Annotated in this window: 8 protein-coding genes; 1 reads left to right on the top strand and 7 read right to left on the bottom strand. The window is 70.0% G+C overall.

What is annotated here, in order from left to right; translation table 11 throughout:
• Nucleotides 1–119: 119 nt before the first annotated feature.
• The 6 genes from C1A38_RS28170 to C1A38_RS28195 all read right to left on the bottom strand — a co-directional run bounded on the left by C1A38_RS28170 (nucleotide 120) and on the right by C1A38_RS28195 (nucleotide 13,424).
• Nucleotides 120–3,311, bottom strand: a complete 3,192-nt coding sequence (locus C1A38_RS28170) for an OmpL47-type beta-barrel domain-containing protein (protein ID WP_102660727.1) — start codon at nucleotides 3,309–3,311, stop codon at nucleotides 120–122.
• 61 nt (nucleotides 3,312–3,372) lie between these two features.
• On the bottom strand, nucleotides 3,373–8,109 hold the full coding sequence (locus C1A38_RS28175) for a discoidin domain-containing protein (protein ID WP_233197072.1): 4,737 nt from the start codon (nucleotides 8,107–8,109) through the stop codon (nucleotides 3,373–3,375).
• Nucleotides 8,110–8,220: 111 nt separating this feature from the next.
• Entirely contained in the window at nucleotides 8,221–10,173 is a 1,953-nt protein-coding gene (locus C1A38_RS28180) for a glycoside hydrolase family 127 protein (protein ID WP_102660728.1), read from the bottom strand.
• A gap of 2 nt (nucleotides 10,174–10,175) precedes the next feature.
• Nucleotides 10,176–11,093 (bottom strand): carbohydrate ABC transporter permease, encoded by a 918-nt coding sequence (locus tag C1A38_RS28185; RefSeq protein WP_102660729.1) that lies wholly within the window; start codon nucleotides 11,091–11,093, stop codon nucleotides 10,176–10,178.
• Nucleotides 11,094–11,098: 5 nt separating this feature from the next.
• Complete coding sequence (locus tag C1A38_RS28190) at nucleotides 11,099–12,016, bottom strand: carbohydrate ABC transporter permease (RefSeq protein ID WP_102660730.1); 918 nt, start codon at nucleotides 12,014–12,016, stop codon at nucleotides 11,099–11,101.
• Between the two features lie 109 nt (nucleotides 12,017–12,125).
• A complete protein-coding gene (locus C1A38_RS28195) occupies nucleotides 12,126–13,424 on the bottom strand; it encodes an ABC transporter substrate-binding protein (RefSeq protein ID WP_102660731.1) in 1,299 nt (432 codons plus the stop codon).
• A gap of 388 nt (nucleotides 13,425–13,812) precedes the next feature.
• Between C1A38_RS28195 and C1A38_RS28200 the strand changes: the two genes are divergently transcribed.
• The gene (locus C1A38_RS28200; RefSeq protein WP_102660732.1) at nucleotides 13,813–14,838 is read left to right on the top strand and encodes a LacI family DNA-binding transcriptional regulator; all 1,026 of its coding nucleotides are present in this window, start codon (nucleotides 13,813–13,815) and stop codon (nucleotides 14,836–14,838) included.
• Nucleotides 14,839–15,006: 168 nt separating this feature from the next.
• Here the strand turns inward: C1A38_RS28200 and C1A38_RS28205 are convergent, their stop codons facing one another.
• Nucleotides 15,007–16,050: a LacI family DNA-binding transcriptional regulator gene (locus C1A38_RS28205; protein ID WP_233197073.1), complete on the bottom strand. Its 1,044-nt coding sequence runs from the start codon at nucleotides 16,048–16,050 to the stop codon at nucleotides 15,007–15,009.
• Nucleotides 16,051–16,428: the final 378 nt, after the last annotated feature.

Here is a 16,428-nt window from a genome sequence, read left to right on the forward strand (position 1 = left end):
CGGCGAAGGCGGGCGAACCCACCGCCACCACACCGGCCAGCAGGGCACCGGACGCACCGGCGGCCAGCAGCCGCTTACGACCCCATGTGTTCATCAATGTCTCCGTTCGTCGTCTGTGATTACTGGGCTTGTCGGGGATCGGCGGCGCAGTCGACGCCGGTGTGTTGCGCGGTGACGACGGTCGTCACGTCCCTGCCGTCGACCGAGCCGCTGACGCGGACGGTCGCCGTACCGGCCGGCATGGAGGCGGTACGGGTGGTGAACTGCTGGTAGGCGTTGCCACCGGGTGCCACGGCGGCGAAGACACGTTCGCCGTACGCGGTCTGCACGGTGACGTCGACCGGCGCGTCGTGGTCGTTGCGGACCTGCACCGCCAGGTACGCCCTGCCGGCCACGCATCGCGGCTGCGCGGTCACCGTCACCGGCAGCTCCGGTACGACACCCGGGTCGTCGGCGAAGACCCGCCACTCGGTGATCGCCACCGCCGACCAGGTCGTGCCGTTGCCGTTGGCCCGGATCGTGGCCCGCACCCGCGAGGTGGTGACCGGGTCGAAGGAAACGGTGTTGAAGGCGGTGGTGCTGGTGCCGTAGCCGGTGGCGCCCGTCACGTCGCGCCAGGACGCGCCGGTCTCGTCCCAGTACTGCAGCACCCAGCCGTCGGGTTGGGCGACACCGTCGCCGGAGCCCTGGTTGGAGTCGCGCCAGAACTTCAGCTCGGTCCCGGTGATCCGTACCGGACGCGACCAGGTGTACTGCACCCACTGGGTGGTCGGCCGGGTGCCGGACCAGGTGCCCCAGATCTGGGCCTGGCCCGGGTTGGTCGGGTCGGCGTTGTCGTTGAGCGCGGTGAGGCTGTTCCAGCTCGCCGTGTAGGAGGCGGCCGGGGTGGCGATCGGTGCGATGTTGCCGGTCAGCGGCCCGGACAGGTCCGCCGGGATGGCCACCGTCTTGGCGGTTTCCAGGTTCCCGGCCACGTCGAGCGCCCGGAACGACAGGGTGTGCCGGTTGGCGTCCGGTGCCGCGACCGGACCGGTGTAGGTCTGCCACCCGCCAGTACCGATGGCGTACTCGATCCGGGCCACCCCGGAGGTCGCGTCGGTCGCGGTCACCGTGACCGTACGAGTGGTGCCGTGCACGGTCGCCGTGCTGACCGGCGCGACGGCGTCGATGCGTACGGCGAGACTGGCCGGCGTCGAGACGTTGCCGGCACGGTCGGTCGCGGTCGCCGTGACGGTGTGCTCGCCGTCGCCGGTGACGGTGACGTCGACGTGCCGCACGTCGTTCACGACGGCCGGTTCGCCGTCGTCGACCCGCGAGGAGATGCTCAACCGGCCGCCCCGGTCGTCGACGCCGGCGACCCGCACCCGCACCGCCGAGCGGAACCAGCCCGCGCTGCCGGCGCTGCCACTGGGCGTGAGCCTCACCGTCGGTGCGGTCTCGTCCCCCTCGGTGTCGTCCGGGGAGATCACGGTGAGCTGTGCGGAGACCCGCCCGGCGGCGTAGCCGAGCACGGTGCCGGAGATGGTGAAGGTCCGGGGCGTCGCCACGTCGTCCGGCGTGACCTCGTCCCAGTAGACCGGCACGCGCAGCGTCTCGGCACCGAAGGACACCGGCAGGGTGTCCGGCAGGTCGGTCTCCCCCACCTCCACAGTCATCGCCGGCGCGCTGACCGTCTCCGGCTGCGCGGCGAGGACCTTCCATTCCTCGACCGCCACCGCGGAGTAGGTGCTGCCGTTCGTCGAGGCGTCGAAGACCGCCCGGACCTGCGTGGTGGTCACCGGGTCGAAAGTGGTGTTCTGGAAGCCCTGGGTGCCGGTCGGGTAGCCGCTCGGGTTCGGTACGTCGGCCCACTGCCCGGTGTCGAGGTTCCAGTACTGGATGCGCCAGCGGGCGGGGGCGGCCACCCCGACCCCTGTGCCCTGCGGCTGGTCGTTCCAGAACTCGATCTGCGAACCGTTGATCCGCATCGGCTGGTCCCAGGTGTACTGCACCCACTGCTGCGGCGGGTGGTTGCCGGTCCAGGTGCCCCACATGTCCGGCGGCAACGGGTTGCGTCGGACGATCTCGTCGTTGAGCGCCTTCACCCAGTACTGGGTGGGTACCGGCTCGTTGGAGACGGTGACCCGCGCCTCCTGGGCGATGTTCGGCCGGGGGGTGAGGTCACGGCCCTTGGCCGGGGTCGGGGTGACCAGCTTGATCCGGGGCGGGTTCTGCGTGTCGTCCCACTCCAGCGGGTCGATCGCCACCGACCGGCGGAAGTGACCGCCGCCGACGGCGTCGGCGGTGTGGTACGCGAGGTACCACCGCCCGTCGAACTCCACCACGCCCGGGTGGCTGGTGGTCGAGGAGACCGGCCGCAGGAACGTGCCCCGGTAGGTCCACGGGCCCTGCGGCGACGACGCCGTCGCGTAGGCCAGGCAGGCGTGGTAGTTCGCCGGGGTGCACTGCGAGGTCGGGCCGGCGTTGTTGCCGGCGTACGCCAGGTAGTAGGTGCCGTTGCGCTTGAAGGCCCAGGCGCCCTCGAAGAAGCCGGTCAGCCCGGTGACGGTCCGCACCGCACCGATCGGCGTCTTCATGTCCTGGCCGAGTTCGAGCATCCGCAGTTGGCTGAACGAACCCCACCACAGGTAGACCCGCTGGTCGGGGCCTTCGCCGTCGACGAGGATCGTCGGGTCGATGTTGTGGATGGTGTTGGCGGTGGGCACCCGCTGCGAGACGATCGGTCCGCCCGCGTGGTCGGTCCACGGGCCGGTCGGGCTCGACGAGACGGCCACGCCGATGGCGAACTTGTCCGACGCCGGGCTGTCCCGCTCGTGGATCGGGACGTACCAGTAGTAGCGGCCGTCCACGCCCCGGACCACCTGACCGGCGTACGCCCGGCCGGGGGTCGCCCAGGCGAACGTGGTCTCCGGGCGCATCAACGACGGGAAGTGCGTCCACTGGCCCGACTCGACGTCGGTGCTGCGCAACGCCCCCCACTCGTTCATGATGAAGTCGTTGGTGGCTGGTCCGGCCTGGTCGTGGCCGGTGTAGATGTAGAGCTGATCCGCCTGGCCCGGGTTGCCGAGGGCACCGGCCGGCACGACGAGCGGCGCCGGGTCGGCGGAGTAGTAGCTGCCGTCACCGAGGATCGGGTTGACGGTGTTGGTGAAGGTGTACGACTCGGGTTCGGCGGCCTGCGCCGGGCTGGCGATGCCGGTCAGGCCGGCGGCGACGAGCCCGACGACCGCCGCCACGGCGACCGCCCGACGTGGACGGTGGCGCGAGGGTGGAGCGGTGTGCCGCCCCACGGTGGTGTTCACGGTGTCCATCTCCTCACGGGACGGGTGAATGGTGGCGGCGCCGATGCGCCGACGCCGCCACCAGGGGAGGTCAGCCGCAGGTGAGCGCGCCGAACGGTGCCTCGAACTCCACGGTGACCGGCTCGCCGTCGACGATTCCGGTGGCCTTCACCGTCGCCGTGGCCGCCTGCACCGATGTGGCGCGGGTGTTGAACGCCTGGAAGGCGGACTTGCCGGACGCCACGTCGGCGATCGTCCGCGACCCGTACGGCGTGACCAGCTCGATGGTGAGCGGCACGTTCCCGGCGTTGCGGGCGTTGACCGTGACGTAGACGTTGCGGCCGGTGCAGCGGGTGCTGGCCTGCACCTCGACGTCCCAGGTCGGCGTCTCGGGCGGGTTGCCCACGGTGAGGGTCAGCGTGGTCCGGGTGGCCCCGGCCTGGCTGACGTACGGCGGCAGGACCAGGTCACCGATGATGGTGTACCGGCCGGGGACGTTGACGATGTTCTCGTCGAAGTTCCACTCGACCCCGATGGCCTGGTTGTCCCGGGAACCGTCGTTGTAGGAGACCGACACCTTCTCCGGCAGCCAGGGCAGCTCGCCCACCTCGACGGCCTGCTCGAAGGTCTCGGCACCCTGGATCGAGATGCCGCCGGTGGACATCTCCGGCCGCACGTAGATGCGGGCCTCGGCGATCAGGCCGTACGCGTCGTTGGTGCCGTAGACCACGAACGGATCCACGTTCGGCTCCGCCACCTGCTCGGGCGTGATCTCCTGCCAGTTGAACGCCACAGTGCCGCGGGCGCCGCTGGCGTAGACCGCGTCGAGCGTGGCCGGCAGGGTCGGCACCTGCCCCACGCCGGTGCGGATGAGCACCGGCGAGCGCACCGAGTCGACGGTCTCGCCGTTGGCCCGCCACCGCAGGACGCCGGTGCCGGCCCCGCTGCCCTGCACGCCCCAGATGCGGATGCGCAGGTGACTGGCGGTGATCGGCGCGAAATCGAAGTGGTTGTAGCGGTTGGTGGCCAGCCCACCGGCGTACGTCGAGTCACCGGTGAGGGTGACCGGCGTCCAGGTGCTGCCGTTCGTCGACCATTCGATGGCGTACGTGCCGGCGGCGGGGCGGCGGGTGCCGCCGTTGTCGTCGTACCAGTAGATGTCCGTCGAGGACAGGCGCACCGGCGCGTCCCAGCGGTACTGGATCCACGCCTGGCGGTCGAGGCTGGTGCCGTTGGCCGGCTGACCCCAGTTGCCCCAACCCTGGCCGGTGCCCGGGTTCGAGTTGGCCGGGTTGGTGGGCGCGTTGACCCGGGAGTGGTTCTCCCACGAGGCGGTGCCGCTGGTGCTGATCGTCGCCGAGGCACCGAACTCTGCGCTGACCTCCCGCTCGGTGAGGGTCACCGCGACGGTGGTCGTCGACCGCTTCTCGCCGTCGTCGGCGAAGAACCGGAACACATAGTCGCCGGCGATCGTGCCGGTGACCCGGGTGGACAACGCCTGCGCGTCGGCGAAGATGACGCCGGCACCCTCCGGCGTGGAGACGGTCTCCCAGCCGAAGGTCAGGTCGTTGTCGTACGGGATGCCGTCGTCGGTGGCGGTGGCGACCAGTCGGGTGGACAGGTTGCCGTCGGTCGAGTTGTCCCGGGCGGCGGTGACGACCGGCGCCTGGTTGGTGACCTCCGGCACGTCCCGCCCCGAGTCGAAGACCTGGATCTCGGAGATGGCGGTGAAGAAGGTCGGGTTGTTGGTGAAGGCGATGCGGACCTTGCTCGACGTGACGGTGTCGAACAGCGCCTCGTTGAACTTCGCCGACGGCACCGTCGGGTTCTTGAACTGGTTCGGCACCTCCCGCCAGCCGCCGTTGCCGTCGGGCACCTGGATCCACCAGCGGGCGGGTTCCCGGTAGCCGCCGGCCTGCCGGTCGCTGACGAAGAAGACCTTCACGTTGTCGAAGGACTTCGCCGCACCCAGGTCCAACTCGACGTAGCCGTTGCGGTCGGTGGTGCCGTAGTTGCCCCAGTAGGGCTCGTTGGCGGTGACACCGTCGGTGACGGCCGCCAGCGACACCGGACGCTCGGTCACCGAGATCGCGCCGGGGGTGTAGTTCATCGAGGTGCTGCTCCAGCCGGGCGTGTGGAACTGCCGCCACGGCGTGGGCCGCACCCCCTGCTGGGTGTACGACGAGCTGAGCTGCGCGCCCTGCGCCAGGTTCGGCGCGTCCTCGGTGAGGTCGATGCCGGCGGTCTTGAGGTAACCCACCACCCGCTCGTCGGCGATCGGGGTGTCCACTGCGGCCGGGAAGTCGGTCCCTTCGGTCGCGGTGAAGGTGACGGTGAGCCCCTCTGCGGCCTGGACCTGGTTGGTGTTCGGGTCGTAGGTGAGCTTGCCGAGCTTGTCGGTGCTTACCTTCTTCTCCCCGTTGATGAACAGGCTGTAACCGGCGCCGAGGCCGTACTCGCTGCCGTCCGGGTCCCAGACGATCGTCACGTCCTGACCGTGGTACCGCAGGTTGTTGACCATGAAGTGGTCGTACCCGAACTCGATCGGCCAGAGCTCGATCTTGTCATCGGAACGCGGCTGGATGCCCGCCATGTCCTCGATGAAGATGTAGTTCATGTTGCCGAGCATGATGTGGTTCTGGTTGTTGCGGTTGTAGGTGCGGGTGTTCGGGTTCCAGTTGGAGTAGTACTCCGCCTGGTTCGCGATCCGCATGTCCGCGTTCGGGTAGATGCTCCAGGCCATCCAGTCCAGCAGCCGCTTGGCGTACGCCGGGGTGATGTACTTCTGCTCCGGGTCGTAGTGCCGCAGGGCGGAGCGGACACCGCGGTACTGCACCGTGAAGTTGATGTTGGAGAAGTTGTTCGAGCCGCCGATTCCGTAGGCGGCGCGGTCGTACTGGTTCGCGGTGTAGAACGGGAAGATCGGGAAGTTGTCGCCGTAGGTCAGGAACCGGAAGCCGTCGACGTAGGTCTGCCACTGGTCCTTCGGGATCAGGTTCTCGGCGTAGATGTCGTAGAGGTTCGACTCCTTGGCCGGGATCAGGGTGCGGGCCGACGCGGGCAGCGGGTTGGCCCGCCCGTTGGCGCTGGCCGCGCTGGTCGCGCCGTGCGACGTGCCGGCCAGGAACATCCGCATGTCCGGGCTCCACAGCCGGTTGAGGATCGCGGCGCGGATCTGGTCGGCGTTTGTCGCCATCTCGTCGACCTTGGCCTGGTCGGCGTCGGCGAGCTGGTAGAGCTGCCGGGCCGCGTCGAAGGCACCCCAGACGTACGCCGACTCGGGCCGCTCGATGGTCCGCGCGCCGGGGGCGCCGGCGTTGGACCTCGGGTAGCCGAAGGTGATGGCGTCGGCGTCGTTGCCCGGCATGTAGTTGGTGTCGTACGCGATCAGCTTGTCGTTGTTGCCGTCGTAGTGTTCGAGCTGGCCGACGCCGTCGCCCTCGAAGTACCCGGCGAACTTGCGGGCGATGTCCTTGCCACCACCGTGCACGTTGTACGCCTCGAGCCCGGCGGTGCCGAGGTACTGCGAGTAGTGGTTGTTCCAGCTGGTGTGCCCCGGGCTGTCCAGGAAGGCCGACGAGCCGGACAGCTCACCGATGTTGAGGATCTGCCCGTACGGCAGGTACGGCGTACGCAGCCACTTGGTGTCCTGCAGGTGCATCGGCTGGGTCAGCGCGACGGCGTTCTGGTAGAGGTTCACCCCCTCGATCGTCGTCGGGTACTGGTAGACGTGGCCGGAGGCGTTGGCGTCGAGGGAGTTGTACCGCTCACCCCACCAGCGGTAGACGATCGCCTTCTCCAACGCCGGGTCGGGCACGTCGATGTAGGGGACGTCCTGCGCCCAGCGGCGGTTGAACTCGGTGATGCCGGTGCGTACGGCCTGCGCCGGCGACAGTTCGGCGTACTCCTGGTAGCTCTGCACCGTCTCCGGCAGGGTGGCCGAGGAGACCGCGCCGACGACCGACAGCGACGTCGAGCCGCCGGCCGGGACGGTGATCTCCCGGTCCAGGTTGCTGCCGCTACGGGTGAAGCCGGCACCGGTCAGGTCGATGCGGACGGTGTCCCACGCCGTGTCGACCAGGCCGTTGTTGGAGCCGCTGGTGATGGTGCGGGTGCCGGTCAGCGCGGCCTCGCCGGCCGCCTGGGTGGCCAGCGGTGACGCGGCGCGGACGGTGAAGGTGGCCGCCTCGTCGCCGGGGTTGGTGAACTCGATGGCGGTGACCGCCACGTTGTCGTAGGTGATGAACTTGGTCAGGTTCGCGGTGACCCCGGTGGCGCCGATGGTGTAGCGGCTCCTGGCGTGGCTGGGCGCGTTGAACCGGTGGGCGTTGACCTCGCTGACGGTCTGTCCGGGCACCGTGACGGTGTAGAGGTTGCCGAGGTTGTTGGGGCCGCCGACGAACGCGCTGCCGGCGAAGCCCATGACTGTGAAGTTGTTGTTGCTCGCGCCCCGCATGTACAGCGAACGGCCTCGGGTCATCAGCACCGCTGACCCGAGGGCGCCCTGCACGCCGAGAATGCGGTCGAGGTAGTAGTCGGTGCCGCCGGCGGCGAGGTCCTTGTCGAAGATCGACTGGTGCATGCTGCCCGCGGTGAACGGGACTCCGGGCCGCAGCTGGTTGGCGACGTCGCCGACGTTGCTGTACACCGGGTCACCGATGTCCATGACGTGGCTCTGTCCGTTTGTGTAAACCCCGACGTCGCCCTCGTTGCCGGGCAGGATCGGGCTCGCCGCGTGGGCCGGGGACGGTACGGCGACCGACCCTGTCACCACGAGCGCGGCAAGGGCTGCCCAGAGGGGCGCCCTTCGTACGCGTCTACGGATCATTTCCTTCCTCCTTGTTCTCGGCGCGGGGGCGGGTGAGGCGCCCGGTCGCACCTGTGGCGGTGGTTCGAACGGCTTGTCGTCATCGGTCATCGACCGCTGTGAGCGCTAACATCAGGGCTGCCCCGGCGCCGGTTCCCGCAGGGCGGTGTCGGTGGGGAGCCAGACCCGCATGGTGGAGGGCCCACGGTTGGCCCAGGCGTGGTACGGCACCAGTGGCACGTCGTCGAACTCGTCGACCGGCACCGGCGCCGACTCGGCGGCGTCGGCCCGGTACGGCCAGTCGTGTTCCTGCCCGCGGACCTGGCGGCACCGCACGAGGACCTGACCGTCGCGTAGCCGCGGCGGTCGGGTGACGTCGACGCGGAGGTCGTCGACGCTTGCCACGCCCGGCACGTCCACCGACTCCAGGGCGTACACCAGTGGGCCGCGCTCCACCGCGACACAGCCGCGCACCGCGTCGATGCGGCTGTCCGGGTGCACGAACCGGGGCGCCATCGGCAGCCGCAGCACCATCTCGTCGCCGCGCCGCCACGCCCGGTGCTCGGTGAACACGCCCGCAGCCACCGGCCGGGCCACCCCGTCGAGGGTCACCGTCGCCCCCTGGTCGGCCCACCCGGGCACCCGCAACGACAGCGACCAGGGGTGCTCGTCGTCGCTGTCGACCCGTACCCGGATCTGACCGTCGTACGGGTATTCGGTCGTGATGTGCACCCGCCGGCTGCGCCCGTCGGCGAGGTGCTGCTCGACCGTGCCGGTCAGGTACTGGTGCACCTGCAGCCCGTCGTCGTCGCAGGTCGCGACGTACGCCGACAGGCTGGCCAGGGTGCGGGCCACGTTGGTCGGGCAGCAGGACACCTCGAACCAGGGCGCCCGCAGTGACGCCGCCGCCCGCAGGCTGGGCCGGTCGGTGTCGGGAGTGGTGCCGAGTTCCCGACGGTGCAGGGTGTTCGTGTAGAAGAAGCTCTGCCCGTCGGCCGCCGGGGAGGTCGACACCACGTTGAACAGCGTCCGCTCGATCAGGTCGGCGTACCGGGGGTCGCCGTCGGCGAGCAGCAGCCGCCAGGCCAGCATCACCGAGCCGATGCCCGCGCAGGTCTCCGAGTAGGCGCGGTCGGGGGGCAGCATCCAGTCACCGCCGAACGCCTCGTCCTGGTGCCGGGAGCCCTGTCCCCCGGTGACGTAGGTACGCCGCGACACCGTGTTGCGCCACTGGCCACGCACCGCGTCCAGCAGGCCGGCGTCCTTCACCTCGACGGCGACGTCGACCGCGCCGGCGGCGAGGTAGTTCGCCCGTACCGCGTGGCCGCGCAGCACCGTGGCCTGCCGGACCGGCTGGTCGTCCTGGAAGTACTCGCGACCGAACTCCACGTCGGCGAGTCGGCCGTGACCGCGCCGGTCGACGAAGAGGGCGGCCTGGGTCAGGTAGCGCTCCTGGCCGGTGGCGCGGGCGAACTCCACCAGCGCGGTCTCGATCTCCGCGTGCCCACAGACGCTGTCGATGCCGTCCCGTCCGAAGGTCCGGCACACGTTGTCGGCGGCCCGGCAGGCGATGTCGAGCAGCCCGTCGTCGGCGTCGGGGCGGGTCCGGACCCGGGCGACCGCGGCCTGCAGCAGATGTCCGACGCAGTAGAGTTCGTGGCCCCATTCCAGGTCGGACCAGCGCGGCGCCTGCCCCGGCCGACCGAACCTGGTGTTCAGGTAGCCGTCGGGCTGCTGGGCCGCGCCGACCCGCCGCACGATCGCGCGGAACCGCGACTCCAGTTCCGCGTCGTCGGTCCGGCCGATCTCCCAGGCCATGGCCTCCAGGAACTTGTAGACCTCGGAGTCGGAGAACTCGCGTCCCCGGCGCTCAGCGGGGTCGCCCCCGTTCGCGGTCAGGTCGAAGTTGCGGATCCAGCCCTCACGCTCGAGCCAGTGCTCGATGTGCCGGAGTGTGGCCTCGCCGTTGATCGACTGGCGCTCACCCCAGAACCCGCCGGTGATCTCCACGTCCCGCAGATCGAGGGGCCGCAGGCGGCCCTGGGCCGGCAGAACGGGTGCGGCCGAATGCGCGTTGCCGCTCATGGTCATCCTTTCAGCGCGCCGGACATGAAGCCGCGCACGTAGTGTCGTTGGAGCAGGAGGAACAGGACGATGCACGGAAGGGCGAGCACGACCACGCCCGCCTCGGTCGCCCCGTAGTCGACGACACCCTGGACCTGGCCACGCAGATTCGACACCGCGAGCGGGAGGGTCATCCGCTCCGAGTCGTTGATCAGGATGAGTGGGGCCATGAAGTCGTTCCACGCGGCGAGGAACCCGAACAGCCCGACGGTGATCAGGCCCGGCTTGACGGCGGGCAACAGCACCCGCCACAGCGCGCCGAACGAGGAGCAGCCGTCGACCATCGCGGCCTCGTCGAGTTCGCGTGGCACCGCTTCGAAGGAGATGCGCATCAGGAAGGTGGAGAACGGCAGCTGGAACATCGTGAGCACGAGCGCCACGCCGACCAGGGAGTTCTGCAGACCGACCTGGTTGAGCAGCACGTAGAGCGGGATCAGCAGGGTCGCGTACGGGACCATCAGGATGGCGAGCGTGACCAGGAAGAGCAGGTTCTTCCCGGGGAAGCGGAACCGCGCGAAGGCGTACCCGCCGAGGAAGGAGATCAGCAGCGTCAGGGTGACCGTGAGCAGCGAGACGAAGGCGGAGTTGGCGAGGTAGCGCCAGATGCCGGCCTGGTAGGCGGCGAGCGTGCGGTAGTTGCCGAACCCCCAGCCGTCCACCTGGTTCGTGCCGGGCTGCGGGGAGACCGAGGCGACGGCCGTCCAGACCAGCGGCGCCAGGAAGATCAGCGCGACCGCCCCGGTGAACACCCAGTACGGCGTACGCAGGGCGATGCCGGCGATGGTCATGCCCTCGGTCTTCTTCCGACTCTCGTGCCGCGAGGGTGTCGGCGGCGCGGGTCCGTCGGTGACGGCCGATTCGGTGGTGGATACGACGGTCATCGGCGTCAGCTCTCCTCGGACCGGAAGGCGCGCATCTGCAACGCGTTGATCAGGATCAGGGCCAGCAGCACGATGACGGAGATGGCCGCCGCCACACCCAGGTCGTTCTGGCCCTGGAACGCCACCATGTAGATCAGTTGGACCACGGTGATCGTGCTGTTGTCCGGGCCGCCCTTGGTCAGGATGTAGAACTGCTCGAAGGCGAGCAGGGAGCCGGTCACGCAGAGCACTGTCGTCAACGCCAACGTGGGGCGCAGCAGCGGCAGGGTGACCTTCCGGAAGGTCTGCCAGCGGCTGGCGCCGTCGGTGCGGGCGGCCTCGTACACGTCGGCCGGGATGCCCTGGAGGCCGACGAGCATGAGCACCATGTAGAACCCGGCGTAGCGCCAGACGATCAGGAACGTGGTGGAGATCAGCGCCGCGGTCGGCGAGCCGAGGAAGGTGAGGCCGAACCGTTCCATCACCGGCGCCAGCGGGCTCGCGTACGGCGAGTAGAGCACGTAGAACAGCAGCGACGCCGAGGCCAGTCCGAGGGCGCTGGGGATCAGGAACGACGCGCGGAGCAGGTTGTTCCAGCGGCTCGACTCCTGCACGAGCAGGGCCAGTCCCAGTCCGAGCGCCAGCAGCAGGACGGTCGCGAGCGCGGTGTACTTGAGGGTGAACACCACCGAGTCGGTGAAGAAGCGGTGGTCGACCGCCTTGACGAAGTTGTCGGGGGCGTTGAGGCCCTGGTCTCCGCGCAGCAGCGACCACTTCGACAACGACATCCGGATGACCAGCAGCAGCGGCACGGCGAACAACAGCACCACGAAGACCGCCGTCGGGGTCGCGTAGAGCCAGCCGAGCAGGGCTTGGCGGCCGCGCGGGCGGGTGCGACGCCGTGTCGCCGCACCCGGCGGGCGAGACGGTGCGGTGACGCTCATGGAAACCTCTCGTTTCTTCGGTCGCGGGTGGGCGGTGTCCGGATCGCGCCGCAGGCGTGTGCCGACCGGAAGAGGGCCGGGAGGTCGGCGCACGCCTGCGGCGGATCGGCTACTGCTTGAGTACGGCGGTGATCTCGTCGTTGTCCTTCTTCAGGTCACCGCTGCCGTTGAGGACCTGGTTGCGCACCAGGGTCAGCCACGGGCTGTTCGGCGCGTTGAACGCCTGCTGGAAGTTCAGCGCGACCGGGGTGCCGCCCTTGCCGGCGACCTCGTTGATGGTGACCAGGCGCGGGTCCTCGGCGGCGTACTTGTTGTTGGCCAGGTCGGCGCGGGAGACCACGTCCTTGTTCTTGGCCAGCACCTCGACCTGGGCCTGCTCGGACATCATCCAGCTGAGGAAGTTCCAGGCCTGGGCGGCCTTCTTCGAGTCCTTCGAGATGCCGATGCCGTCGCCGCCGACGAAGGTGGAGGCACCGCCGTTGGGGCCGGGAATGCCGGCGACCCCGGCGTCGAACGGGGTCGAGGAGAGCAGCGTCGCCGGGTAGAACATCAGGCCGACCTTGCCCTCGGTGAAGGCGGCGGTCCAGGTGGGACCGGTCTCACCGGCCGAGGCCGGCAGCACCGCACCCGAGCGCCACAGGTCGTGCCAGACGCGGTAGACCTGCTGCGCGGTCTCGTCGGCGAGCTTGGACTCCGTACCGTCCTCACTGAGCACCTGGCCGCCGCCGGCCCAGATCGACGGGAACCAGGTGAACAGCAGGCAACCGCCGCAGTTCAGCCCGGCCGCCGTGCCGTAGACGCCGTCCTTGCCCATCGCCTGGATCGCCTTGGCCGCGGCGGCGTACTCCTCAAGCGACGCCGGGGCCTTTTCCGGGTCGAGTCCGGCCTCGGTGAACAGCTGCTTGTTCCAGAACAGCATCGACAGGTCCAGCACGAAGGGCAGGACGTGTTCCTTGCCCTCGCGGGTGCCGGCCGACAGGTGTCCCTTGTTGATGGAGTCCTTGAAGTCCAGGCCGTTGATGTTCGAGCTGAGGTCCTGGAAGAGGCCCTGCTCCACCCAGTTCGGCACGTAGACGATGTCGGCGGCGAAGAGGTCCGGCAGACCATCGGAGCCCGCTGCCGCACCGACCTTGGCGACGTAGTCGTCGTTGGGTACGACGGTGAGCTTGACCTGGTTCTGGTGGCTGGCGTTGTACGCGTCGACCAGCAGCTTCGCCTGCTTCTCCAGCGGCGCGCGGGTCCACAGTGTCAGCTCGCTGCCGTCGTCGACGCCGGTGGGACCGGCGTCGGCCGCGCTCGGGCCGCTCGGCTCGTCGCTGCCACACGCCGCGACGCCAAGGGTGAGCGTCGCGGCCAGGACTCCCGCCAGCGATCGTAGGGCAGTCCGCCTGCCCAGGGATGTGCTCATGGTCCTCTCCTAGGGTTCATCAACCGGGCGCGAAACCGCCGAGCGGTCTCCGCCAGCCGAGGTGTGCAGTGTCGAGTTGCCGCGTCAGGTGGATGGGGCAAGGCGGTGACATCACGGTCGGGCGTCGGACAGGTCGAGCCGACCCGCGACGCGGTTCTGCGCGCACCACCGCCGAAGTCACCGCCATGGCGAGGTGGCACCCATCACGTTCCGCCGATAGGGTGCTTCACGAAAACGGTTTCGGCAAGATGTCGTACGGGTAAAACCGGGGCCGATTTTCGGCCCACCCCGGACTTCCGCTTGTGTCAGTCTTCGCACTACGCTGGCCGGAATCGTGGGGCTAGCCAACGGCTGCCGGGTTTCTGAAATTGTTGCGAAAGGCTTTCGAGTGGGCCGACGACGATCGCAATCAGTGACGCTGAGTGATGTGGCGCGCCACGCTGGTGTCTCGATGGCCACCGCGTCCAAGGCCATCAACGGTCGCCCCGAGGTCGCCTCGGCCACCCGGGAACGGGTGCTGCGCGCCGCCGCCGAGCTGTCCTTCCAACCGAACGTGCTCGCCTCCGGGCTGATCTCCGGTCGCACCCGTACGGTGGGGCTGCTCACCGACGAACTGGGCGGCAGATTCGCCATGTCCATCCTGCTCGGTGCCGAGAACGCCCTCGGCAACGGGCAGATGTCCGTGCTGCTCTGCGACGCGCGCGGCGACGCCATCCGCCGCCAGCACTACATCCGCACCCTGCTGGCCCGCCAGGTCGACGGATTCATCGTGGTCGGTGACAGCAACGAGGTGAGCCCGTCGGTGACCCAGCACATCCCGGTGCCGGTGGTCTACGCGTACGCCCAGTCCACCGACCCGGACGACTTGTCGATCGTCGCCGACGACGAGGGTGGGGCCCGACTCGCCGCCGAACACCTGGTCTCGCACGGTCGGCGACGGATCGGGCACATCACCGGCCCGGACAGTTACCGCGCCGCCCGCGACCGGGCCGCCGGGCTGCGCGCGGTCCTCACCGAGGCAGGTCTCGTACCGGCCGGCGACCCGCTGTTCGGCGAATGGTCCCAGCGGTGGGGTCGGCACGCGGCACGTCTGCTGCTGGCCGCCCGGCCGGACGTGGACGCGATCTTCTGCGGCAACGACCAGGTGGCCGCAGGCGTCGCGGACACGCTGCGCGACCTCGGCCGTCAGATCCCGGACGACGTGGCGATCGTCGGCTACGACAACTGGGAACTCTTCGCCGAGGAGTGCCGCCCGCCGCTGACCACCGTGGACCTCAACCTCGAACAGCTCGGCGCGACCGCGGTCCAGCACCTCATCGCGGCGCTGGACGGCAACGCCACCGGTGGGGTGATCCGGCAGCAGGGCCGCCTCGTCGTCCGCGAGTCCACCGGACCGGCCCTCACCCGCCACTGACCCTGGTGCCGGCGGCGCTCGTCCCGCCCGCATTTTGCTCGGAGGCCACCTGGCGGCTCGCGCGCGCCCGACGCGAAGGTGCCGCAGGCCCGGCGTCAGGGTGCCGCGTGAGGGGGCACGGCCGACCATGTTCGGGCCGCCACCCGGCAGGTCGAGAGCACCCGCGCGTCAGGTGCCGCGTGACGGGCCGGACAGGGTCAGGCCCGCCGCCGCGCGGTCGCCGTCGCAGAGTGCCGCCGCGCTGCGCCGGATGACCAACTCCGGCACCAGTACGTCGCGGCGGGGTCGCGACTTCGACGCGGGCCGGTCGAGTTGTGCCAGCAACAGTCGCAGGCTGCGCCGACCCAGCTCGGCGAAATCCTGCCGGACCGACGTCAGCGGCGGCAGGAAGTGGGCACCGTCGGCGGTGCCGTCGAATCCGACCACGCTTACCTCACCCGGTACCCGCCGGCCGGCCTCGTGCAGCGCCCGCAGCACACCGAGGGCGAGTTGGTCACTGGCGCAGAAGATGGCCGTGACGCTGCGGTCGCGGGCGAGCCGCTCACCCTGCTCGTAGCCGGTGCCGGCGCTCCAGTCACCGGGCACCACGGCGGGCGTCGGCGCACCGGCGGCACGCAGCGCGGCATGCCAGCCGGCGACCCGCTCCCGCGCCTCCGGCCAGTCCTGCGGGCCGGCGAGGTGGTGAACGGTGGTGTGTCCGAGGTTGAGCAGGTGTCGGGTGGCGAGCCGGGCACCTTCGGCGTTGTCGATCTGCGCACTCGGTACGGCCTCGGTGCAGCCGCCGCCCACGGTCACCGCCGGCAGTCCGGACGACGCCTCGGCCAGGGCGTCGGCCATGGCGGGCTTGGGCGCGATGGCGATGATCCCTTCGACCGACTGGCGGCGGAGCCAGTCGACCGCGTCGAAGACCGATCGACGATCCAGGTGCCGCAGACTGGCGACGCTGACGAAGTAGCCCGCGGCCCGAGCCGCGCCCTCGATGGCGTACAGCATGGAGGTGGGCCCGTAGAGCGGGCTCTCGTAGCCGACGATCCCGAGCGTGCCGGAGCGGCGGGTGACCAGGGCGCGGGCGGCCGGATTCAACCGGTAGTCGAGCTGGCGCATGGCGTCCAGGACCCGCTGTCGGGTGTGGTCGGCGACGTACGGATGCCCGTTGATGACGCGGGAGACCGTCTGGGCCGACACGCCCGCCAGTTCCGCGACGTCCCGCATGATCGAACGGCCCGAACCTCTGACCGGCCGTTCGGCTTCGTTGCCGCGTGCGGGGGCGGACGGGGCTTGTCGCTGCCTGTCCGGCCGGGCACGGCCGCTGTTCTCGATCACCCTGCTCTCCTCGTCAGGAGGTGCCCCGCGCGACGCGGCGGAGGAAGCGGTGGTCCCTCCACCACCGATGTCACCTGACCTCTGACAATGAACGCCGAAAGCGATTTCGGCAATGGCCACCAGGAGATTCGCACAGAAAGCTGAGGCGACCCCCTCCCCTTTCGCCCCGACCGTCCACACCCACCCCTCCCCCACCGTCCCCCTCCCGCCCCTCGCGCCCCTCCCGCCCTACCCTGCCCCGCGATCTTGCACTATTGGTCGCCGATA

This window comes from Verrucosispora sp. ts21 (assembly GCF_002879555.1).
GTDB classification, from domain to species: Bacteria; Actinomycetota; Actinomycetes; order Mycobacteriales; family Micromonosporaceae; genus Micromonospora; species Micromonospora gifhornensis.

What these genes read in the sequence shown, in the direction of transcription:
- C1A38_RS28170 (WP_102660727.1), bottom strand. Translation starts at nt 3,311, where the DNA reads ATGGACACCGTGAACACCACCGTGGGGCGGCACACCGCTCCACCCTCG.
- C1A38_RS28175 (WP_233197072.1), bottom strand. Translation starts at nt 8,109, where the DNA reads ATGATCCGTAGACGCGTACGAAGGGCGCCCCTCTGGGCAGCCCTTGCC.
- C1A38_RS28180 (WP_102660728.1), bottom strand. Translation starts at nt 10,173, where the DNA reads ATGAGCGGCAACGCGCATTCGGCCGCACCCGTTCTGCCGGCCCAGGGC.
- C1A38_RS28185 (WP_102660729.1), bottom strand. Translation starts at nt 11,093, where the DNA reads ATGACCGTCGTATCCACCACCGAATCGGCCGTCACCGACGGACCCGCG.
- C1A38_RS28190 (WP_102660730.1), bottom strand. Translation starts at nt 12,016, where the DNA reads ATGAGCGTCACCGCACCGTCTCGCCCGCCGGGTGCGGCGACACGGCGT.
- C1A38_RS28195 (WP_102660731.1), bottom strand. Translation starts at nt 13,424, where the DNA reads ATGAGCACATCCCTGGGCAGGCGGACTGCCCTACGATCGCTGGCGGGA.
- C1A38_RS28205 (WP_233197073.1), bottom strand. Translation starts at nt 16,050, where the DNA reads ATGCGGGACGTCGCGGAACTGGCGGGCGTGTCGGCCCAGACGGTCTCC.